Source organism: Aminobacter sp. LjRoot7 (genome assembly GCF_964252895.1).
In the GTDB taxonomy this organism is placed as follows: Bacteria; Pseudomonadota; Alphaproteobacteria; order Rhizobiales; family Rhizobiaceae; genus Aminobacter; species Aminobacter aminovorans_B.
On sequence record NZ_CAXUPX020000001.1, the window covers coordinates 446,634 to 466,582 of the forward strand.

The 19,949-nt window shown below is 63.8% G+C and carries 17 protein-coding genes; 5 read left to right on the forward strand and 12 right to left on the reverse strand.

The features are described from left to right. Positions 1–141: 141 nt before the first annotated feature. Positions 142–480, reverse strand: coding sequence for a hypothetical protein (locus ACSQ3E_RS02150; protein ID WP_310316843.1), 339 nt, complete (start codon positions 478–480; stop codon positions 142–144). 777 nt (positions 481–1,257) lie between these two features. Between ACSQ3E_RS02150 and ACSQ3E_RS02155 the strand changes: the two genes are divergently transcribed. The 3 genes from ACSQ3E_RS02155 to ACSQ3E_RS02165 are packed head-to-tail and all read left to right on the forward strand — an operon-like array spanning position 1,258 to position 5,066. After that, positions 1,258–2,028 (forward strand): glycosyltransferase family 2 protein, encoded by a 771-nt coding sequence (locus ACSQ3E_RS02155; protein WP_436121427.1) that lies wholly within the window; start codon positions 1,258–1,260, stop codon positions 2,026–2,028. Between the two features lie 9 nt (positions 2,029–2,037). Then, positions 2,038–2,982: a glycosyltransferase family 2 protein gene (locus tag ACSQ3E_RS02160; RefSeq protein ID WP_310316838.1), complete on the forward strand. Its 945-nt coding sequence runs from the start codon at positions 2,038–2,040 to the stop codon at positions 2,980–2,982. Further along, positions 2,979–5,066: a glycosyltransferase gene (locus tag ACSQ3E_RS02165; RefSeq protein WP_436121428.1), complete on the forward strand. Its 2,088-nt coding sequence runs from the start codon at positions 2,979–2,981 to the stop codon at positions 5,064–5,066. Before ACSQ3E_RS02160 ends, ACSQ3E_RS02165 begins: the two co-directional genes overlap by 4 nt. A gap of 37 nt (positions 5,067–5,103) precedes the next feature. Here ACSQ3E_RS02165 and ACSQ3E_RS02170 read toward each other — a convergent pair whose 3' ends face one another. The 9 genes from ACSQ3E_RS02170 to ACSQ3E_RS02210 form a co-directional block, all read right to left on the reverse strand. After that, positions 5,104–5,868, reverse strand: a complete 765-nt coding sequence (locus tag ACSQ3E_RS02170; RefSeq protein ID WP_436121429.1) for a GGDEF domain-containing protein — start codon at positions 5,866–5,868, stop codon at positions 5,104–5,106. Between the two features lie 124 nt (positions 5,869–5,992). Then, entirely contained in the window at positions 5,993–7,252 is a 1,260-nt protein-coding gene (locus ACSQ3E_RS02175) for an NAD(P)/FAD-dependent oxidoreductase (protein ID WP_436121430.1), read from the reverse strand. A 28-nt stretch (positions 7,253–7,280) separates the two neighbouring features. Beyond that, a complete protein-coding gene (locus ACSQ3E_RS02180) occupies positions 7,281–8,771 on the reverse strand; it encodes a M81 family metallopeptidase (RefSeq protein ID WP_436121431.1) in 1,491 nt (496 codons plus the stop codon). Positions 8,772–8,930: 159 nt separating this feature from the next. Continuing rightward, entirely contained in the window at positions 8,931–10,286 is a 1,356-nt protein-coding gene (locus tag ACSQ3E_RS02185; protein ID WP_436121432.1) for a serine hydrolase domain-containing protein, read from the reverse strand. Between the two features lie 73 nt (positions 10,287–10,359). Next, positions 10,360–11,349 (reverse strand): ABC transporter ATP-binding protein, encoded by a 990-nt coding sequence (locus tag ACSQ3E_RS02190; RefSeq protein ID WP_436121433.1) that lies wholly within the window; start codon positions 11,347–11,349, stop codon positions 10,360–10,362. Further along, positions 11,346–12,299, reverse strand: a complete 954-nt coding sequence (locus ACSQ3E_RS02195) for an ABC transporter ATP-binding protein (protein ID WP_436121434.1) — start codon at positions 12,297–12,299, stop codon at positions 11,346–11,348. The genes ACSQ3E_RS02190 and ACSQ3E_RS02195 overlap by 4 nt, the downstream gene beginning before the upstream one ends. Before the next feature lie 2 nt (positions 12,300–12,301). Beyond that, positions 12,302–13,153 (reverse strand): ABC transporter permease, encoded by an 852-nt coding sequence (locus ACSQ3E_RS02200; RefSeq protein ID WP_436121435.1) that lies wholly within the window; start codon positions 13,151–13,153, stop codon positions 12,302–12,304. Continuing rightward, complete coding sequence (locus tag ACSQ3E_RS02205) at positions 13,150–14,076, reverse strand: ABC transporter permease (RefSeq protein ID WP_436121436.1); 927 nt, start codon at positions 14,074–14,076, stop codon at positions 13,150–13,152. The genes ACSQ3E_RS02200 and ACSQ3E_RS02205 overlap by 4 nt, the downstream gene beginning before the upstream one ends. Before the next feature lie 18 nt (positions 14,077–14,094). Continuing rightward, positions 14,095–15,684, reverse strand: coding sequence for an ABC transporter substrate-binding protein (locus tag ACSQ3E_RS02210; protein ID WP_436121437.1), 1,590 nt, complete (start codon positions 15,682–15,684; stop codon positions 14,095–14,097). A gap of 290 nt (positions 15,685–15,974) precedes the next feature. Here ACSQ3E_RS02210 and ACSQ3E_RS02215 point away from each other — a divergent pair, with 290 nt between their 5' ends. Continuing rightward, positions 15,975–16,832 carry a MurR/RpiR family transcriptional regulator gene (locus ACSQ3E_RS02215; RefSeq protein ID WP_310316809.1) on the forward strand — a complete coding sequence of 286 codons (858 nt, stop codon included), beginning with the start codon at positions 15,975–15,977 and terminating at the stop codon, positions 16,830–16,832. A 77-nt stretch (positions 16,833–16,909) separates the two neighbouring features. Here the strand turns inward: ACSQ3E_RS02215 and ACSQ3E_RS02220 are convergent, their stop codons facing one another. Continuing rightward, the gene (locus ACSQ3E_RS02220; RefSeq protein ID WP_436121438.1) at positions 16,910–17,794 is read right to left on the reverse strand and encodes an AraC family transcriptional regulator N-terminal domain-containing protein; all 885 of its coding nucleotides are present in this window, start codon (positions 17,792–17,794) and stop codon (positions 16,910–16,912) included. A 136-nt stretch (positions 17,795–17,930) separates the two neighbouring features. Between ACSQ3E_RS02220 and ACSQ3E_RS02225 the strand changes: the two genes are divergently transcribed. After that, on the forward strand, positions 17,931–18,896 hold the full coding sequence (locus tag ACSQ3E_RS02225; protein WP_436121439.1) for an aldo/keto reductase: 966 nt from the start codon (positions 17,931–17,933) through the stop codon (positions 18,894–18,896). A 129-nt stretch (positions 18,897–19,025) separates the two neighbouring features. Here the strand turns inward: ACSQ3E_RS02225 and ACSQ3E_RS02230 are convergent, their stop codons facing one another. Next, the gene (locus ACSQ3E_RS02230) at positions 19,026–19,925 is read right to left on the reverse strand and encodes a LysR family transcriptional regulator (RefSeq protein WP_436121440.1); all 900 of its coding nucleotides are present in this window, start codon (positions 19,923–19,925) and stop codon (positions 19,026–19,028) included. Between the last annotated feature and the right edge of the window lie 24 nt (positions 19,926–19,949).

The window sequence follows — 19,949 nt, forward strand, 5'->3', positions numbered from 1 at the left end:
CGTCTCGCGTTCTCACCCGTTCTAAATACACTGCAACCACGCGCGCTGGAAATAGCCGTTGCCAACTCCATGCCGATGGCGGCTGCGCGCTGAATGTGGCGACCTCGCAAGTGGGTCAGCCAAAAGCAGCGCAGGTCGCACTTACTTGTCGGGATTGCTCTCTGAGCCGGGAGGCGCTTCGGCCTCGTCGTGACCGATCGTGCCGACGACGAGGGAGCCGCCGAGGGGCCGGCGCCGTTGCCGCGTCTCGGCCACGACCTTGTCCATCTCCGCCTTGATTTCGGCCAACGCAGCCAGCGCCTCGTCCTCCAAGCGCTTCAACTCAGGATCAGGCGTGCCCGACACGGCCTCAGCTGTGGCCCGCGCGTCGCGTACGATCAGGTAATCCTTGTAGGCCTCGTCCCACTTGCTGGTCAGGATAACCCAGTCGTCGAAAGCATCGGGGGCAGGAGGAGTTTCGGGTCGCTGTGGGCTAGGCAAATTGAATCCTCGAACAATCGGGCGCACGGAACATGTCACAGGCGCTGTGTCCGAACGCCGCTGATCGTGCTGGTGGCCCCCGCCTCCTGATTTCATCCAACCTAACATGAACGACCCGGTCCGTCATTCGAGCAGTCGCCTTATCTGCACACTTGCTAACAAACATCTGCGTGCATGTTGCCCTTCCGCCGCACTGCTTGAAGTGGCCGGTTTTAGCCCAAAAACCCCGCATTTTGGGCCGATCACAATGTTGCGACTGGCCGGTGTTGTGCATTTCAGGCTGCAACCATCACGGGTTTTGAACAGGATACAGGCTTCGTCAGCCAGCGTTCGCTTAGGTTTCGAGCCAAAAGAATTAACACTAAAGCTCAACCTAATATGCCTGACATGAATTGATGTATGCCCATTGCCACACGCCTGCCATCGCCGTTGTCGTAGTTAAATTTAGATAAACATTTATTTATCTAGTAAAAATCATTGAAACGACAGGTTCATACAAATCCACATCTATGAATCAGCACTAATGGAGAGCCAACTACATGCAGATACTACATATGGTTTACAACAAGTAAATGCATGGTATAGTTCTGATCGGCGAGTGGGGCTAACAAGACACTTGCGTCCAGATTTTATTCGGAAACAACCTTCCTGCGAAGTTGTGTTCTGCAGGCTGCTGTTTTGCGTCCGGTGCGTTTGGTTCGCGTAGTCATTGGGTGCCACCACCTTTGGGTTGGAGTAACCATAATGACGGCGGCAGCATTCCCGCATCGACCTGCTATGGAAATTTTCAAACTGGCAGGAATGCCTGTCGGCGGCACACCTCGCATCAGTGTCGTGGTTCCCGCCAAGAACGAGGCCAAGAACCTTCCTCACGTCCTTCCCCACATCCCTGCATGGGTGGATGAAGTCATTCTCGTCGACGGCAACTCGACCGACGACACCATCGCTGTCGCCAAGTCGCTGCTGCCCGACATAGTCGTGCTGCAGCAGGACAGGCGCGGCAAGGGCGCGGCGCTGCGCACCGGCTTCAACGCCGCCAAGGGCGACATCATCGTCACCCTCGACGCTGACGGCTCCGCCGATCCCGGCGAGATCCCGGCCTTTGTCGGCGCGCTCCTCGCGGGCGCCGATTTCGTCAAGGGCTCGCGCTTCATGCAGGGCGGCAACACCACCGACATGGAGTGGTATCGCCGGCTCGGCAACTGGGGACTTTTGACGCTTGTGCGCATTCGCTTCGGCGGCAAGTTCACTGACCTCTGCTACGGCTACAACGCTTTCTGGCGCGACGTGCTGCCCTATCTCAACATCGAGGATGCGACGGGTTTCGAAATCGAGACCGAAATGAACGTCCAGGCGCTGCGCGCCAACCTCAACGTGTTCGAGGTGGCGAGCAAGGAGTTCCCGCGCATCCACGGCGTCAGCAACCTGCGCACCATCCCCGACGGCTGGCGGGTGCTGAAGACGATCGTCCGCCTTGGCGTCTCCCGCCCGGCGCGGCCGGCGGTCCCGCCCCGCAGCGCAACCGGACAACACCAACCCAGCATCTAGCGAGCGGTCATGACGGCGTCGGCGACTTCGGTATCAGTCATCATCTGCGCCTACGCCGACAACCGTCGCGAGCAGCTTCAGCGCGCCATCGCCTCGGTGGTCGCCCAACGCACCAAGGCGACCGAGATCATCGTGGTCATCGACCACAACATGCCGCTATGGGCGTATTTCTTTTCCATCTACCCAGCCGTGACCGTCATCGTGAACGAGGGCGCACGCGGCCTTTCGGGTGCCCGCAACACCGGCGTCAGGCGGGCTAGCAGCGAAATCCTGGCCTTCCTCGACGACGACGCGGTCGCCGCACCCGACTGGCTGGAAAAGATGCTGCCGCACTATCGCAACCCGTCTGTTATCGGCCTGGGCGGGCAGGTGCTGCCGATGTGGCAGGTCGATCGCCCACGCTGGTTTCCGGAGGAGTTCCAGTGGGTTGTCGGCTGCAGCTATCGCGGCCAGCCCGAAAAGGTCGAGCCAGTGCGCAATCCTATCGGCTGCAACATGTCGTTCCGTCGCAGCATCCTCGATTTGACCGGGGGGTTCCGCGAAGGCATCGGCCGCACCGCGGCTGATGCCGCCGGCTGCGAGGAGACGGAGCTTTGCATCCGCGCGTTGCAGGCCATTCCCGGCTCGCTCATCCTCTACGACCCAGCGATGAGCGTACACCACCAGGTCACGGCCGAGCGTGCGGGCTGGCGCTATTTCCGCAAGCGCTGCCTCGCAGAGGGCCGTTCCAAGACCCAGGTCGTCAATGCTGTCGGTGCGCTGGATGGATTGTCCAGCGAACAGCGCTATGTCATGCGTGTCCTGCCCGCGGGTGTTCTGCGCGGACTTGGCGATGCAGTGCTGAAGCTCGACATGTGGGGGCTGGCTCGTGCCGCCGGCATCTTCTTCGGGCTCGGCTACACCACGATGGGTTATGTCGGCGCCCGGCTGAGCCGCGCACGGAGGCATGCATGAGCGCGCCCGAGTTTCACCCGATCAAGATTCTTGACGTCGATGTCTGCCGGCCAATGAACGACGTGCAGATGCTCGACGCGGCAACCGGCCAGCGCTACGGCGGCGTCTTTTGCCTCGTCCGCCGCCAGGGCCGTCCGGTGACGATCATGGAGTTCGATTTCGACGAAGACGTGCTCACGACATTCGAACTGCGCCGCCGCCTCAACGAGAACCAGGCTGTCCAAGACAGCACCTTGCAGCACGACGCGCCCCTGCCAAAGAAGGACGGCCCGTTCGCCAGCGTCGTGATTGCCACGCGCGACCGCGCCGAAAGCCTGGCGCGCTGCCTCGATTCACTGCTGGTCCAGACCTACCAGCCATTCGACATCGTCGTCGTCGACAATGCGCCGTCCTCGTCGCAGACCGCCGATCTCATCGCCCGGCGCTACGGCGGCTCACGCGCGGTCCGTTATGTCAGGGAAAACGTGCCGGGCCTCGGCCGCGCCCACAATGCCGGGCTTGCCAACCTGTCGTCCGAGCTGGTGCTGTTCACCGACGACGACGTCGTCGTCGACCCCAACTGGGTGGCGGCGATGGCCGCCAATTTCGACCGCGACGGCCGGGTCGGCTGCGTCACCGGCCTGATCCTGCCGGCCGAACTCGACACGCGCGCGCAGTTCTGGACCGAGCGCCATGGCGGCTTCGGCAAGGGTTTTGCGCGCAAGGTCTTCGATCTCGCCGGCAATCGCCCGGCGGGATCGCTTTTTCCCTTCACCGCCGGACAGTTCGGCTCAGGCGCCAACATGGCATTCAGGACCGAGGCGCTGCGCCAGATCGGCGGCTTCGATTCAGCACTGGGCGCCGGCACGCTGGCGCGTGGCGGCGACGACCTCGCCTCCTTCTACGCGGTAGTCCAGGCCGGCTTCCAACTTGTCTACGAGCCGCGCGCGCTGCTCTGGCACCATCACCGCCGTGGCGAGGACGGCATGCGCCGCCAGGCCTTCGGCTACGGCATGGGCCTCGGCGCCTACCTCACCAAGGTGGTCATCGACGAACCGGCGGCTGCCTTGCGGCTGGCGCGCGCCATGCCGGCCGGCATCGCTCACATGGCCGGGCCGACATCGCCCAAGAACCAGCGCCTGCCGGGCGACTATCCGAGCAATCTGATCTGGCGCGAGAGGTTGGGCATCGCCGCTGGCGTGCCGGGCTATCTGCGCAGCCGCTATGCCGCAGCACGCAGCCCGTCATCCGGCATCGCCCCCTCCGCAAGCGGGCACGAGGTCGCCTTCAAGGGAGGATCGACAGCCATGCGCCCATCAGTGCCTATCCTTGTTTACCACAGCATCGACACCGAATGCGCTGCGCCCTACCGGCGCTGGATGATGCTGCCCGACGAGTTCGAACGCCACATGCAGGTGCTGGCCGAAGGCGGCTTCCGCCCGGTGACGATCTCGGCGCTGGCGACGATCTTTCGCGAAAAGCGGCCTTTGCCTCCGCGCACCGTCTGCATCACCTTCGACGACGGGCTGCAGGATTTTCTCATCGGCGCCATGCCCATTCTGGAACGCCACGGCTTTGTCGCGACGCTCTATGTCGTCTCGGGCCTTGTCGGCAAGACCAGCCAGTGGCTCGCTTCATCTGGCGAAGGCGACCGGCCGATGCTCGGCTGGGGCGACCTGCGCGCACTGGCCTGCGAAGGCATCGAGATCGGCGCCCACACAGTCAGCCACCCGCAACTGGACATCCTGTCGGCCAGCGACGCGGCGCGCGAGATCCACGACAGCAAGCTCGCCCTCGAGCACGGCCTGAAGCGGCCGGTGCACAGCTTCGCTTACCCGCATGGCTATTCGAGCCGCACCACGCGCGCGCTGGTGCGCGGCGCCGGCTTCACCTCGGCGTGCCGGGTCAGGCATGCCATGACTTCGACGACGGAGGATCCGTACACCTTGTCGCGCATCATCATGACCAGCGAGATCGGGCCGGCCGAATTGCGCCGCATGCTGACCCAGCCGGTGCTGCCGGTGGCACCGCCGGCCGACAGGCTGGTCGCCTCGGGCTGGCGCATGGTTCGCCGCTTCCAGCATCTGGCTCATGCCGGCGGCTAAGATCCGGAGTACGGAAGAAGCGGAATGACGCCCCGGCTCAGGCCGCGGCCAGCTTGCCGTCGGTGTTAACGATACGGTCGCGGCCATTGGCCTTGGCGAGATAAAGGTTCCTGTCGGCGGCGAGCAGCAGAGCGTCGAGGCTCTGGCCCGGCTGATGTTTCGACACACCGATGCTGACGGTGACCTCGCGGCCGCTCATGCCGACAATGGCGGCAATCGCCTTCACCTTCCGCCGCAGGCGCTCGCACACCAGCGCTGCCTTGTCCTCGCCGGCACCAACCAGCAGCACGACGAACTCCTCGCCGCCCAGCCGCCCGGCAATAGCCTTGGCGCCAATGCTCGAAGCCAGTGCCGCGCCGATTTCCTGCAGCACGGCATCGCCCATGGCATGGCCGTGGCGGTCGTTGATCGCCTTGAAATGATCTGCATCGATGAAGAGCAGCACCCCGGCACCCTCGCCGCTTTCGTGGCCGCTGAGGACCTGCCGGGATCGAAGCAGGAAGGTTTTTCTGTTCAGCAGCCCGGTCAGGTCGTCGAGACGATTGGCCCGGTCGAGCTCGGCCGCAAGTTCAACGAGCCTGGCGCTGCGCCCCATGAAGAAATAGGACAGCGGCCCGGCCACGGCGACGACGATCAGGCTCGTCAGCGCGAGATCGAGCAGCAGCCGGTCGGAAAAGAAAATCGAGTAGAAGATCAGCGTCAGCAGGTCGGCGCCCAGCGTCGCGGCGGCCACGATCACGCAGGACTGTCCCAGCACCGACAGGCCGTTGAACCGTTCAGCGATGCGACTTGCCCCAACCATCCCTGGCCGCTCTCCCGATTTGCGGCTTGGGATTAGCAGCAATTGGTAAAGGCCAGCCTGACCGACTTTGTTAATTGTTTGTTTCGGCGAGCCTCGGCACAAGGCACCGCTGCTGCGCTACGCGTCAGCCAAACCGCTCCAGTGCGTAAGGCGCAGGATCGGTAAACACCGGCTCGCCCGTCATCATTTCGGCCAGCAGGCGTCCCGTGATCGGGCCGAGCGTCAGTCCGTGATGGTTGTGGCCAAAGGCGAACCACAGCCCCTTGTGCCTGTAGCCTCGGCCGATCACCGGCCGCATGTCGGGCAGGCACGGGCGCGATCCCATCCAGGGTTTCGGTTCGATGCGCTGCCTGAGCGGGAAGATCTGGCGCGCCAGCGGCTCGGTCATGTCGAGCTGGACCGGGTTTGGCCGGCTGCCGCGCGAGGCGAATTCGACGCCCGTGGTCAGCCTCATACCCTTGGCCATCGACGCCAGCACGAAACCGCCATCGGCATCGACAACGGGATGATTGAGTCGGGCGTCTCCATCGGTTTCGAAATGGACGTGGTAGCCGCGCTTCATCGCCAGCGGGATCTTGTAGCCGAGTGATCGGGAGATCGTGTCGGTCCAGGGCCCGAGCGCCACGACCGCCTCCGGCGCCTCGACGCCTCCGCTGTCGGTGACGATGCTCCAGCCCGCTTCCGCCTGCCGCAGCTGCTGGGCATCGCCTTGCAGGAAGAGCCCGCCGCGATCGACGAAATGGCTGGCATAGGCCTTCACCAGCGCCCCCGGATCAGCAACCGTGGCCGGATCGAGCCAATGCACGGCGCCGACCAGCGCGTCGGAGAGATGCGGTTCGCGCTGCTGCAGCGCCTTGCGGTCAAGCACTTCGTAATTCAGGCCGAACTGGTGAAGGGCCGTGGCCGCGCCCCGCGCGTGTTCGAACGTCTTTTCGCTTCGATAGGCCTCGAGCCAGCCGGCCCGGCGCAGCTGCGGCAAAACACCTGCCTCCGCCATCAGCGCCTCATGCTCGCTCACCGAATTCTCGATGAGCGGCTGCATGTCGGCTGCGGCGCGTGCCAGCGGCCCTGGTGCCGACTCACGCCAGAACCGCCACAGCCAAGGTGCGATGCGCGGCATCTGCAGCCAGTCGAAACGCACGTCCGCCGACAGGTTGAACGCATAACGCATCAGCTTCGAAAACTCGCGCGGCGCGCCATAGGGCACGACGCTGGAGCGTTCGATCAGGCCGGCATTGCCGTAGCTCGTTTCCTCGCCGGCGCCACGACGGTCGACGAGGATGACGGAACGGCCGCGCCGCTGCAGCTGCAGCGCGACCGAAACGCCGATGATCCCGGCACCAAGCACGATGACGTCGGCCTGCTGGATATGTGGCTGTGTCATCGGTTTCCTTGCTGTCATTGCCATGCGCTTAAAGTGTCATGTCGCGGTCGAGCGGGAAGATCGGGCGGGCGACGTTGCGATAGGGCATCCTGGAATAGTCCATGGTGCAGAGCGCGCCGCTGTCGCAAACGATGACCTTGCCGGCGATGGGCTCGAAGGCAGCGCGGAAATGCTGCATCGACTTCAGCCCGACAACGCGATGACGCGCCGGGTCGATGCCGAAGGCCCGGAACTGCTGCAGGTCGCGCATCTGCGACGGCTCGGTGACGACGAGCACGGCAATGCCATCGATCTGCACCACGGCCGTCGGGCCGAACGAGAACTCCAGTCCGCCCAGTTGCTCTCCGTCGCCGATGAGCTTGCCGTCACTGATAACGAGCAATTTGCCGGTCACCTCGAGCGGATCGCCGCCGAAGCGTGGATCGGTCTTGCCGCCGAGCTTCAGCTTCACGGTATCGCCGACGGTGGCTCGGTGAAGCTGGTTGGCCGTCTCCGGATCGACAATCGGACCGAAGCAGGCATCGCTGATGCCCACTTCGAGCATGGCACCAAGCAAGGCCGTCGCGTCGCCATAACCGCCGGCACCGGGATTGTCGGCATAGTCGGCGATGATCAACGGGCGGTCGCCGCGGTAGTCATGCGCGATCTCGGCAGCCTGCATCACCGTGTAGAAGGTGTTCAGCACGTTGAAGCGGTTGTCCCAGATCTCGTCGGCAATGCTTTCGGCAAAGGCCTGATGCCGCGCCGGGTCGCCGTCATAGGTGACGAGCACGGTCGGGCCGACTTCGGGGATGTCGGCATTGGGAAAGGCGCCGTTGATGCTGACCGCCAACGCGCCAGCCGTCTCTTCATAGGCGCGGGCTCTGGCGATCCATTCGACCATCGGCCCGATGTCGGTGCGCCCGGCATTGGCCTCCTCCAGCATCGGCCGCCGCGCCAGAAGCGTTTTCGGGCGGATTTCGCCGGCCATCGTCTTCTGCAAAAGCTCGCCGGCGTGGTGGGCGATCGCGCGCATGTCGATATGCGGATAGGTCTTGAACGAGATCAGGATGTCGGCGAGCTCGCACATCTTGGCCGTGACGTTGGCATGCGGGTCGAGCGTGACGGCGATCGGCAGGTCCGGCCCGACCACGGCGCGCAGCCGTTCAAGCAGCTCTCCCTCGCCGTCGGGCGAAAAGTCGGTGACCATCGCGCCATGCAGGCCAAGCAAGATGCCGTCGATCTGGCCCTTGTTGTCCGCCGCCGCCTTGACTATGGCGCCGCCGATGCGGTCGAAGGCGTCGCGCGTCACCGGCCCAGCCGGTTCGGCTGCGGTGCTCAGCACATGCTCAATGGCCCAGCCATATTTGCGGCCGATGTCGAGGAAGCCGGCGATCTCGGTGTTGGCTTCGCCTCGGGCGCGGATGGCGTCGTCGCCGAACAGCACGCCTTCGACGGTGAAGGCGTCGTAACCCGTCTTGCGGACGCTGAAGGTGTTGGTCTCATGCGCGAATTCGGCGGTCAGAACACGAAAGCTCATTGTCGATCTCCATGTGGTCGTTCAGGCGTTTTGGATCGATCGGGCGCGCGTATCCATTGCGTCCCTCGCTGAGGGACACGTGCGCCTGATCAGGCGAGTTGGTTTGACGTGTTTGGAAGGGTGGCCGCACCGGCAGGCTGCGGCCTACTTCCGTTGCGATTACTCCATGTGGAAGCGCATTTCGCTCACCCGGTCCTCAGTGTCGCGGCTGATCGTCCAGTGCAGGTGGTAGCCGCCCATCTCCAGCCGGTAGCGCCTGCCGCCGTCGGCTTCCTGATGGGTAAGTTCGAGCGGCACTCCAGCCACCGCGACGCCGCTGGCTGCGATCTGTTCGAACCAGCCATTGCTCCACAGGCGCCAGGCCTCGCCAGCAAAGCTGTCACGTGACGCGCGTCGATCGACGATGGCCTGCAGCAGTTCGTGGTCGCGCCGGGTCAGCGCTTCGTTGCCGTCGGCAACCGGCTCGTAGGGCGCTAGTGCGGGGTCGACGATGCCTGCGATCTTCTGGCCGATCCGGGCGACCTGGGCCTCGTCAGTGTTGCCAAGCACGCAGACCGACAGCTTGCGTGCCGGAAAGCGTGCGATCTCGGCACGAAACCCGTCCCAGGTACCGCCATGGCGGATCTTGCGATGGCCGCGGATCGTGGAATTCTGCCAGCCCAGGGCATAGTTGTTGAACGACGGCTGGCCGTTCTTCATCTGCACAGGCTCCGACATCAGTGCGATGGTTTCGGGCCGCAGCACCGTCGGATTGTCCAGTTCGAGCAGCCAATGGGCGATGTCGCGCGGCGAGAAATAGAGCCCGCCATCTCCGGTACGCTGCAACGTGGGTGCTGCCCAGTAGCGGTTCTCCAGCTTGCCGTCGCGAATGCAGTGGCCGGCGGCGCGGTTCGGCACGATGTCGAACCACGAGGCCTCGCGCGCCGTTGCCATCCCGATCGGTTCGAACAGCCGCTCGCGCAGCAGCTCGTAATAAGGCTTGCCTGAGACGCGGGCGACGACCAACCCGGCCAGGATGTAACCGGTGTTGCTGTACTGGTAGCCCTCGCCCGGCTGGTACATGAACGGCGAACGGCGGGCCAGGTCGATCAGTTGCTCGTCGCTGTAATCCTGCCACAGGTTGAGCGGCACGGCGCCGCCCTCCTCGCCGCCTTCCGCACCGAAGACGATGTCGAAATTGCCGAAGCCGGCCATCATCGAAAGCAGGTTGCGGATGGTGATGCCGGCCCAGCTTTCGGGCCCCTCGGGAATGTAGCGGCTCAACGGATCGTCGAGCTTGATGCGGCCGTCCTGCAGCAGGAACATCACCGACGCCGAAGTGAACATCTTGCCGGTCGAACCGGAATGGAAAACCGTATCCGGCGTCACCGGCACCTGGTTCTCGACATTGGCAAGGCCGTAGCCCTTGAGGTGAATGATCTCGCCATCGTGGACGATGGCGACGCCGAGGCCGGGAACCTGGCTGTTGTCGATTTCCGACTGGAGATAGCGGTCGAGTTCTTCTGTGAAGTTCATGCTGATTTCCTGGTCTTCAAAGCTGTCCGCTTCGGTGCGAGGCACCTGCAACGGCAGTGTCTGTGGATAGCGTTCATGCGACCGACCTCTGCTCAACTGCCGCCTCGGGCATGGCAGTCAGCGGATGGTGACAGGCAGCCTGATGCCCGCTGCCTTGCGACGTCAGTGTCGGCAGCTGGCGACGGCAGAGATCTGTGACGCGCGGGCAGCGGTTGGCGAAAGCGCAGCCGGCCGGCAGGTCGTAGCCGCTCGGGATTTCGCCGGCGAGCCGCGTGATAGAGCGGCGGCGTTTCGGATCGGGCTCGAAGGTGCTGTCGAGCAATGCCCGGGTGTAGGGATGCGCGGGCGCCGCATCGCTCGGCAGCACCTCGACGATGCGGCCAAGATACATGACCAGGATCTGGTCGCAGAAATAGCGCACCAATCCGAGGTCGTGCGAGATGAACAGATAGGTCAGCCCGAGTTCCTGGCGCAGCCGCTCCAAGAGTGCAACGATCTGCGCCTGCACCGAGACGTCGAGCGAAGCCGTCGGCTCGTCGAGCACCACCAGCGACGGATTGAGCGCCAGGGCGCGTGCGATGCCGACACGCTGCTTCTGGCCGCCCGACAGCTGGTGCGGGTAGCTTGCCGCAAGCGAGCTGTTCAGGCCGACCATGTCGAGCAGCGATGCGACAGTCTCATCAGTAGATTTCGGCTTCACGCCCTGCACGCGGTACGGTTCGAGCAACGCGTCCCTGATCGAGTAACGCGGATCGATCGCCGAATAGGGATCCTGGAACACCAGCTGCATGCGCTGGCGCAGGCGGCGCATGTCTCCACGCGACAGCGAGGCCATATCGACGCCGTCGAACGTGACCTGCCCCCCGCTCGGGTTGATCAGCCGCAGCACCAGCCGCGCCAGCGTGGACTTGCCGCATCCGGATTCGCCGACGACGCCGAGGATCTGGCCCTTCTTCAAGGCGAACGAGACGTCACTGACGGCGTGGAACGTCTTGCGCTTGCGGAACAGTCCGCCATCGCTGAAACGGCGGCTGAGCCCATTGACTGTAAGAAGATCGCTCATGCTGCCTCCGCCACGTGGCAAGCCACGCCATTGCCGCTCACGCCTATGCGCAGCTCGGGGATTTCGATGCGGCAGCGGTCCGCGACACGGGCGCAGCGCGGATTGAACCGGCAGCCCGGCGGCTGCGCTGCGGCACTCGGGACCACACCGGGGATGGCGCTCATCGTCCCGCGCGCCATGTCGTGGCGGGGGATGCAGCGGATCAGCGCCTGCGTGTAGGGATGACGCGGCTGCGCGAACAGCGCGTCGACCTCGGCCAGTTCGACCACGCGGCCGCAATACATCACCGCCACGCGGTCGCAGGCCTGGGCAACGACGCCCATGTCGTGGGTGATCAGGATCAGCCCCAGCCCGCACTGCCGCACGAGGTCGACGAGGATCTGCACGATCTGCGCCTGGACCGTGACGTCGAGCGCCGTGGTCGGCTCGTCGGCGATCAACAGCTCGGGGTCACCGGCAAGCGCCATGGCAATGACGATGCGCTGCTTCATGCCACCCGAGAGCTGGTGCGGAAACAGGTCGTAGACCGAGGCCGGATCGGGGATGCGCAGATCGGCCATCAGCTCCAGGCTTCTGGCCCGTGCCGCACTTCGGCTGAGGCCGAGGTGCAGGCGCGCGGCCTGGTCGATCTGCGGTCCGATCCGCATCATGGAGTCGAGCGAGGTCATCGGGTTCTGCGTGATCAGCGCGATGCGCCCGCCACGCAGCCGACGCATCTGCCGTTCCGGCAGCCCGACGAGATCGGTGCCGTCGAAGCGGATGGTGCCGGCAGCGACCTGGCCGCCGATACGCGGCAAAAGCCCCATGATCGCGGTCGCGGTCAACGACTTGCCTGAACCGGATTCACCGACGATGCCGAGGATTTCGCCACGGTCGACGCTCAGCGTGACCTGGTCGACCGGCGCGAAGGCACCGAAGCTGATGCGCAGCATTTCCAAATCCAGCAGCATCGTTACGCCTCCCTGAATTTGGCGCGGACATCGAGCGCAGCGATGACCGCGTCGCCGAACAGGTTGATGAAGACGACCGTCAGCGCCACAGCGAGGCCGGGCAGCAGGATCACCCAAGGGGCGATGAACAGCTGGGCCGTGCCGGAACTCATCATCGCGCCCCAGCTTGGCGTCGGCGGCTGCGCGCCCAGTCCAAAGAAGCCGAGAGTCGCCTCGAGGATGATGGCATCACCCGTTGCCAGCATCGCCGCGACCAGCACCGGCGCCAGCGCGTTGGGCAGGAGATGCGAAAACAGGACATGGGCGTGGCCGGCGCCAAGGCTGATTGTCGCCTCGACATAGGTCTCGCTCTTGAGCGACATGATCTGGGTTCGCGTCAGCCGGGTGAACTGCGCCAGGTAGGCAATGGCTATGGCGATCACCACGCCCTCCAGCCCCGGCCCGATGATGGCAACCAGCATCAGCGCGATCAGGATCTCGGGAAACGACCAGGTCAGGTCGATCACGGTCATGACGACCCGGTCGAACGTGCCGCCGAAATAGCCGCAGGTGGCGCCCAGGACCAGGCCGAGCAGCACGGAGATGCCGATCGCCGTGACACTGACCGAGAGCGAGGTGCGCGCGCCGGTGATCATCCGCGACAGCACATCGCGTCCGAACTCGTCGGTGCCGAACAGATGCGTCAGCGACGGCGCCTGGTTCATGATGCCCAGGTCCTGCTGGTCGTAGGGATATGGCGACAGCCACGGCGCAAACAACGCGCCGATGACCAGAAGCAACAAAAACGCCCCCGATATGCCGCCCTTGAAGGTAGAGACGGCCTTGAGCAGTGCCAATGCGCGACGCTTGATCATGCCCGTGCCTCGCGCTGGCGTGGATCCATCGCCGCCTGGACGATGTCGCCGATCAGGGCGCCGATGATGACGGCCATGGCCAGCATGAGAAGGCAGCCCTGCACCAGCGGATAGTCGCGCTGGTTGAGCGCCCTAATCAGCAGCGACCCGAGGCCCGGACGGGCGAAGACATATTCGATCGTCACAGCACCACCGAGCACCCAGCCGATGCGTAGGCTGAGGATGGTGACGACGGGAACCATGGCGTGGCGCAGCACATGGCGCAGCTGGATGACGAAGGGCGGCAGGCCCTTGGCGTGCAGCAGCGTCACGAAATCCTGCCGCGACGTCTCGATCATGGCGATGCGTGTGACGCGGGCCACCAGCGCTATGCCACCGAGGCCGGCGGCGATGGTCGGCAGGATGAGCGAACTCCAGCCGCGGGCGCCCGACACCGGGACCCAGCCGAGCCAGACCGCAAAGACAAGGATCAGCAGCAGGCCGAGCCAGAAGCTTGGCACCGTCGAGCCAAGCAGGATGAAGCCGGTGATCGTATCGTCGACGCGGGTGCCCTGGTAGCTCGCCGCAATCACGCCGGCGGCGATGCCGGTCAGCGTCGAAAACAAGAGCGCAGCAATGCCCAGCTCGAGGCTGTAGGGCAGGTTGCGGGCGATCAGGGCGCTGACCGGGCGCCCCTGAATGATCGAGGTGCCGAGATCGCCGGTCAGCAGCCGCCCCATCCAGGTGAAATATTGCTCGACGAGGCTGCGGTCGAGACCATACTTCGCCGCAATCAGCATGCGCTGCTCCGGCGTCGAGCCGGCGCGCATGAGATTGTCGATGGGATCGCCCGGAACGAGGTGGATTATGAAGAACACCACCAGCGAGACGACAAAGAAGACAGGCAGCAGCAAGACAAGCCGCCTCAACGTGAATCCGATCATTATCGTCCCGCCGACCGCTTAACCAACGACCTTGATGTCGACGGCCGTTGCCTGCACCAACTGGGTGCCGCGCAGCTTTTCCGGCACTTCGAGCATGGTCTTGTTGAACGCGTAGTTCTGCACCGGCTCATGGATCGGCACGAACAGGAAGTTGCCGATCAGGTTCTCCTGATACTTCCTGAAATTGGCGACCCGCTCGTCCTGAGTCTTCGACTGCTGCATGGCGACGTTACGAAGCTCCTGCGATTTCTCGTCCTGCCAGCCGGAGGAGTTCGGATAGGGAATGTTGGTGGTGCTGAAGAACCAGTCGAGAATGTCGGCGTTGTTCCAGCCATACTGACGCACCGCGAGCTGATGCTGGCCCTTCTTGAGCTGATCGACGACTGTCGTGCTGTCGAAGATATCGATCTCGACAACCATGCCGATTGCCTTGAGCTGCGCCTGGACGATCTCGGCAGTACGTTTGATCGCCGTCTCCGACTGCGCCGTCAGCTTGATCTTCAGCGGCTTGCCGTCCTTGACCCGCATGCCGTCATCACCGCGCTGCCACCCGGCCTTGTCCAGAAGCTCGTTGGCCTTGGCCAGGTCGTGGTGGATTTCCAGCTTGGGATCGATCTTCGATTCCACCAGCGTGCTGATCAGGAACTGGTGCGCTTCGAGGCCAACGCCGTTGAAGACGCTCTTGAGGATGGCGCCCTGGTCGACCGCCAGCGCGGTTGCCTGGCGCACGGCGGCATCGCCGAAGGGCTCGGCGCGGGTGTTGAACGCGAGGTAGGTGATGCCGAAGCCAGGCAGGCTCCGAAAGTCCAACATCTCTTCTGCCTGAAGTTGCGGCAGGAACTGGTCCGGCACCCCGAGCAGCAAGCCGACGCCGCCCGTCTTCAGTTCGAGGAAGGCGGTCGAGGCATCGGGAATTTCGCGCAGGGTCAGCCGCTTGATATGCGGTGATGCCTTGTTTTCCGAGAGGTCGCTGCCCCAGTTGTAGTCTTCATTGGCGACCAGAACGGTTTCCTGGCCGACGGCAAAGCTCTCGAACTTGAAGGGCCCGGTTCCGACGGCCTCGGTCACGCCAAAATTGTCACCCGCCGCGTCGTAGGCCTTCGGCGACGGGATACCCATGAAGGACGACGCCAGATTGTAGATCAGATTCGGCTCCGCCCGTTTCATGACGAAGCGAACCGTGTAGTCGTCGACGACCTCGACACGATCGACAGCGTCGACAAGGTACTCGTTCGGGCTGCCTTTGAACTTGGGGATCCACCACGCTATGGTCGCGGCATTGAACGGTTCACCATCATGAAAGCGAACGCCTTGCCGCAACTTGAAGGTCCAGTTCATGCCGTCGGGACTGTTCTCCCAGGATTCGGCGAGATGGGGATGATAGGTCTGGTCGACATCCTGCTCGATCAGCCGGTCGTAGATCAGGGTCGCGACGGTGCTCAGCAAGGTGGCGCGAATTGGATCGTGATGAGGGGCGCCGATTTCGGCACTGCCGAGAGCAAATACGGCCTCCGGTTCTGATGCCCGCGCTGAATATCCTCCAGCCAGTCCGAGGCCTGCGGCCAGCGTGACCACCGATACCGAAGCAAGAAAACCACGTCGATTCATGTTCAACCTCCCCTTGGAAAATTGGCAAAAGCCCGCCATGCCGCGGAAGCAGCATTTTTTCGACAACAGACAAGAATTCGCGTGGTGGCACGGTCATATAACCTGAGCCAGCTGCGCGTCGTTTCCTCCCGGTTGCTGTGCAGCACTGCCAAAGGCCAGTGGCCCAGCAACGTTTTTCTTCCCCGCTCCTCAACGGGGGTGGGTTCAAGCTATTTTGAAAAAAAACAAACGTCAATCGATTCTGTGATAGAATTCTTACAAGAAATCCCGCCCCAGACAGGGAGAGCAAAATGACGGAATCGGTACGCCGAAGGCTTGTCGAAAGCCTCGCCACCGCCACCAACGCCGAAAAGGCGCTGGCCAACTACATGCTGGCAAATCTGAACGGCGTGCCGTTCGAGACCTCGGCGACGCTCGCCAGCAAGGTCGGCGTCAGCGAGCCGACTGTCGGGCGATTCTGCCGGACGCTGGGTTATGCCCGCTTCAAGGACCTCAAGGAGGACCTCCGGGACAACATTGGCACGCAGCCCTGGCTGGCCGGCGACCGGCTGAAGGAATTCCGCGACCGCAGCCAGAACGGCGATGCGCTGGCGCGCAGCCTGGAGCTGGAGATCGCCGCGCTGCTCAGGATCTACGAGATCGCCAACACCAAGGAGTGGGCCCGTGCCGTCAAGCGCCTGGCCAACACGCCCCAGCTGTTCGTTGCCGGCTTCCAGACCGAGCGCGGCATCGCCCAGTATTTCGCCAACCAGCTCCAGTACCTGCGCCCCGGCGTCCAGCTTGCGGATATCGCCGGCGGCAATTTCAGCGAGATCCTGCTGAACCAGCCTAAATCCACTTGCCTGGTGATCTTCGAGGCCCGGCGCTATTCGCGCCTGAACCTGCTGCTGGCGCAGGAAGCCAAGAAGGCGAAGATTCCGATCACGCTGGTCACCGACGCCTTCTGCGACTGGGGTCGCGACCTTGCCGACGAAATGTTCGTCGTTCCCACCGAATTCGGCATGTTCTGGGAATCGACCGCGCAGATGGCCAGCCTTGGCAACCTGCTGATCAACGGCATCTTCAACGAGCTCGGCGTCGCGATCGAAGGACGCATGAACAAGGTCTCGGAACTGCACGGCAAGATTACCGGCTACGTCGGCGACTAAAGCATAGGCCGTGAGCGATAGGCGAACACGCCCTTCAGCCGTCTGATCGTGCAGGCAGCCTGCCCGCGCCCTGCGCGCTATCCCTGGGAGTTCATGGCCTGCAGCTGCCTGGCGTCGCGGGCTGGCGACAGGCCGAACAGGCGTTTGTACTCGCGGCTGAACTGCGACGCGCTTTCATAGCCGATCGAGAACGCCACGCCGGCGGCGTCTGCCGGCGCCTGGGCTAGACGGGACCGGGCCTCGTGCAACCGGATCTGCTTCTGGTACTGGATCGGCGACAATGCGGTCACCGCCTTGAAGTGCTTGTGGAAGACTGACGGGCTCATGCCCGCGATCGCAGCCAGCTCTTCGACACGGATCGGCTCGGCGAAATGCGACCGGATCCACGACATCGCCTTCCTTATGCTGGACAGGCGGTTCTCGCTCCCCGTCAGCTGCCGAAGCAGGAACCCGCTCGGTCCCTGCAACAGCCGGAACAGGATTTCCCGTTCGATCATCGGAGAAAGAACCGAGACCTCATCCGGGCGGTCCAGCAGGCTCACCATGCGCCGCCATGCATCCATCATCTGGTCGTCCGCGCTGGTGGCCACGAAACCGGCAGGCTTTGCAGGCTCTTTCCCTTTCGGCGCGTCGAGCAGCACCTTGGTGATGACATACGGATCCAGCAACAGATTGACCGCCAGAAACGGGCGGTCGGGGGTCGCCTCGGTGATCTGGCCCATCGCCGCCACCTCGGCGGCGGCGACGAAGTAGTCGCCGGCGGTATAGTGGAGAACCCGATCGCCGATGACGGCCCGCTTGCCGCCCTGAAGCACCAAGCAGACGACGGGTTCATAGATCACCGGCTGCAGCGTGGTCGGCTGCTCCAGCTTCATGATCTCGACGCGCGCGATCGGCGTGATCGTTTGCAGCTGGTGGGCATGCGGAAGCGTAAGCAGCTTCAGGTCGTCGATCTTGCTCATGCCGACCCGATACTCCTGCAGCGAACGCCGCGCAACACATCAGGAGGATTAGGCAAGAATCCAGCAGTTTCCGGCACGCCGGATCGGGTGCCAGCACTTAGCTATGTCGTGTCCAGACTGAAAGGGATTTACCACCATGCAGAAGCGCAAATTGGGCCTAAACGGTCCGGAAGTTTCGGAAATCGGCTATGGCGCCATGGGCGTCTCCATCGCCTACGGCAACAGCGACGAGGCTGAGGGCATCGAAACGATCCGCTACGCATTCGACCAGGGCGTGACCTTCTTCGACACCGCCGAATTGTATGGCTGGGGCGAGAACGAGAAGATCGTCGGTCGCGCCGTGAAAGGGTTCCGCGACGAGATCGTCATCGCGACCAAGTTCGGCTTCACCCATGACTACGGGGTCGACAGCCGCCCGGACCATATCCGCGAAGTGACCAACAACAGCCTGCGTTACCTCGGCGTCGAGCAGATCGACATCATGTACCAGCACCGCGTCGACCCGAACGTGCCGATCGAGGATGTCGCCGGCACGGTCAAGGACCTGATCGCCGAAGGCAAGATCAAGTATTTCGGCATGAGCGAGGCCGGGCCCGAGACCATTCGGCGTGCCCATGCCATTCAGCCGGTCACCGTGCTGCAGACCGAATACTCGGTGTTCGAGCGCGAGGTCGAGGTCATCTTGCCGACACTGCGCGAGCTGGGCATCGGCTTCGTGCCCTACAGCCCTCTCGGCCGCGGTTTCCTGACCGGCGAAGTCAAGCCGGCAGCCGCATATGCCGAAAACGACATGCGCCGCACAGACCCTCGCTGGCAGCCCGGCAACTTCGAGAAGAACAAGGCGGCGGTCGAGCAGCTGACCGTGCTGGCGAAGTCCAAGGGTGCCACCGTCTCGCAGCTGGCGCTAGCCTGGCTTCTGGCGCAGGGCGACGACATCGTGCCGATCCCCGGCACCCGTCGCAAGGAGCGCCTCGACGAAAACATCGCCGCGGCCGATCTCAAGCTTACGCCAGAGGATCTGGCACGCATCGTCGAGATCCTGCCCGACGGCGCTGCCGGTGCTCGTTATGCCCAAGCCAGCATGATTCCCGATTGGAAGTAAGCCGATAGGCCGCCTTGGCAGCAAGGATGGTGCATGGATCGAGTTCCGTGCGCCATCCGACGTGCCAGCCCAACGGGGTGGAATCCGCACACGAAAGGCGCTGGCCTCAACGGCCAGCGCCTTGTGGTTTCAAGCCTGCGGCGTCACCTGCCCCAGAATCCAGTCGAACAGCTGATTGGTCAGCTGGCCCGCCGCTTTTCGTTCGGGAACGACGAAATAGTAGCTCTTTTCGGTCTGCAGCGGCATGTCGAGCACGACCTGCAGCTTGCCGTCGCGCAGCTCGCTTTCGACGAGATAGAGCGGCAGTAGCGCCACCCCCAGGCCGGCCACGGCCGCCTCGATCAGCATGGTGAACTGGTCGAAGCGATGGCCCTGATAAGCACCTTGCGCCTCGACGCCGGCGGCCTGGAACCAGTTCGCCCATGCCTTGGGGCGAGTCGCCATATTGAGCAACGGCGCATGCGCCAGCGCTTCGGGCGAACCGATGTCGCGGCCGGCAAGAAAGTCCGGGCTGGCAGCTGGCACGATCACTTCGCGGCAGATGTAGCGGCACACCGCGTTTGCCCAGACCGGCTGGCCATAATGGATCGCCGCATCAAAACCCTGATCCTCGAGGTCGAACTGCTCGGAACGCGACACCACGTTCAACGCGATGCCGGGATGGGTTTTCAGGAAGCCCGGCAACCGCGGCACCAGCCAGCGGCTGCCAAAGGTCGGCAAGGTGGCGAGGCTGAGCAGCGACACGCCTGAGCTCGCCATCGCCCTCAGCATCGCCGCCTCGCCCTGCTCGAGCAGCTTGCGGGCGTCGGGCAGGAATTTCTGGCCCGCCGCCGACAGCACCACGCGCTGGCGCACCCGCTCGAACAGAAGCAGGCCAAGCTGGGCCTCGAGGTCGCGGATCTGCCGGCTGACGGCACTTTGCGACAGATTCAGCTCGCGCCCGGCGAGCGTGACGTTGCCATGGCGCGCAGCGGCCTCGAAGGCCTGCAGCTTGCCCAGGTCAGGGAGGAGTGTACGCGCAGCAGTCATTCTGTTTTCGCATCAACTTAGATG

What these genes read in the sequence shown, in the direction of transcription:
- ACSQ3E_RS02155 (WP_436121427.1), top strand. Translation starts at nt 1,258, where the DNA reads ATGGAAATTTTCAAACTGGCAGGAATGCCTGTCGGCGGCACACCTCGC.
- ACSQ3E_RS02160 (WP_310316838.1), top strand. Translation starts at nt 2,038, where the DNA reads ATGACGGCGTCGGCGACTTCGGTATCAGTCATCATCTGCGCCTACGCC.
- ACSQ3E_RS02165 (WP_436121428.1), top strand. Translation starts at nt 2,979, where the DNA reads ATGAGCGCGCCCGAGTTTCACCCGATCAAGATTCTTGACGTCGATGTC.
- ACSQ3E_RS02170 (WP_436121429.1), bottom strand. Translation starts at nt 5,868, where the DNA reads ATGGTTGGGGCAAGTCGCATCGCTGAACGGTTCAACGGCCTGTCGGTG.
- ACSQ3E_RS02175 (WP_436121430.1), bottom strand. Translation starts at nt 7,252, where the DNA reads ATGACACAGCCACATATCCAGCAGGCCGACGTCATCGTGCTTGGTGCC.
- ACSQ3E_RS02180 (WP_436121431.1), bottom strand. Translation starts at nt 8,771, where the DNA reads ATGAGCTTTCGTGTTCTGACCGCCGAATTCGCGCATGAGACCAACACC.
- ACSQ3E_RS02185 (WP_436121432.1), bottom strand. Translation starts at nt 10,286, where the DNA reads ATGAACTTCACAGAAGAACTCGACCGCTATCTCCAGTCGGAAATCGAC.
- ACSQ3E_RS02190 (WP_436121433.1), bottom strand. Translation starts at nt 11,349, where the DNA reads ATGAGCGATCTTCTTACAGTCAATGGGCTCAGCCGCCGTTTCAGCGAT.
- ACSQ3E_RS02195 (WP_436121434.1), bottom strand. Translation starts at nt 12,299, where the DNA reads ATGCTGCTGGATTTGGAAATGCTGCGCATCAGCTTCGGTGCCTTCGCG.
- ACSQ3E_RS02200 (WP_436121435.1), bottom strand. Translation starts at nt 13,153, where the DNA reads ATGATCAAGCGTCGCGCATTGGCACTGCTCAAGGCCGTCTCTACCTTC.
- ACSQ3E_RS02205 (WP_436121436.1), bottom strand. Translation starts at nt 14,076, where the DNA reads ATGATCGGATTCACGTTGAGGCGGCTTGTCTTGCTGCTGCCTGTCTTC.
- ACSQ3E_RS02210 (WP_436121437.1), bottom strand. Translation starts at nt 15,684, where the DNA reads ATGAATCGACGTGGTTTTCTTGCTTCGGTATCGGTGGTCACGCTGGCC.
- ACSQ3E_RS02215 (WP_310316809.1), top strand. Translation starts at nt 15,975, where the DNA reads ATGACGGAATCGGTACGCCGAAGGCTTGTCGAAAGCCTCGCCACCGCC.
- ACSQ3E_RS02220 (WP_436121438.1), bottom strand. Translation starts at nt 17,794, where the DNA reads ATGAGCAAGATCGACGACCTGAAGCTGCTTACGCTTCCGCATGCCCAC.
- ACSQ3E_RS02225 (WP_436121439.1), top strand. Translation starts at nt 17,931, where the DNA reads ATGCAGAAGCGCAAATTGGGCCTAAACGGTCCGGAAGTTTCGGAAATC.
- ACSQ3E_RS02230 (WP_436121440.1), bottom strand. Translation starts at nt 19,925, where the DNA reads ATGACTGCTGCGCGTACACTCCTCCCTGACCTGGGCAAGCTGCAGGCC.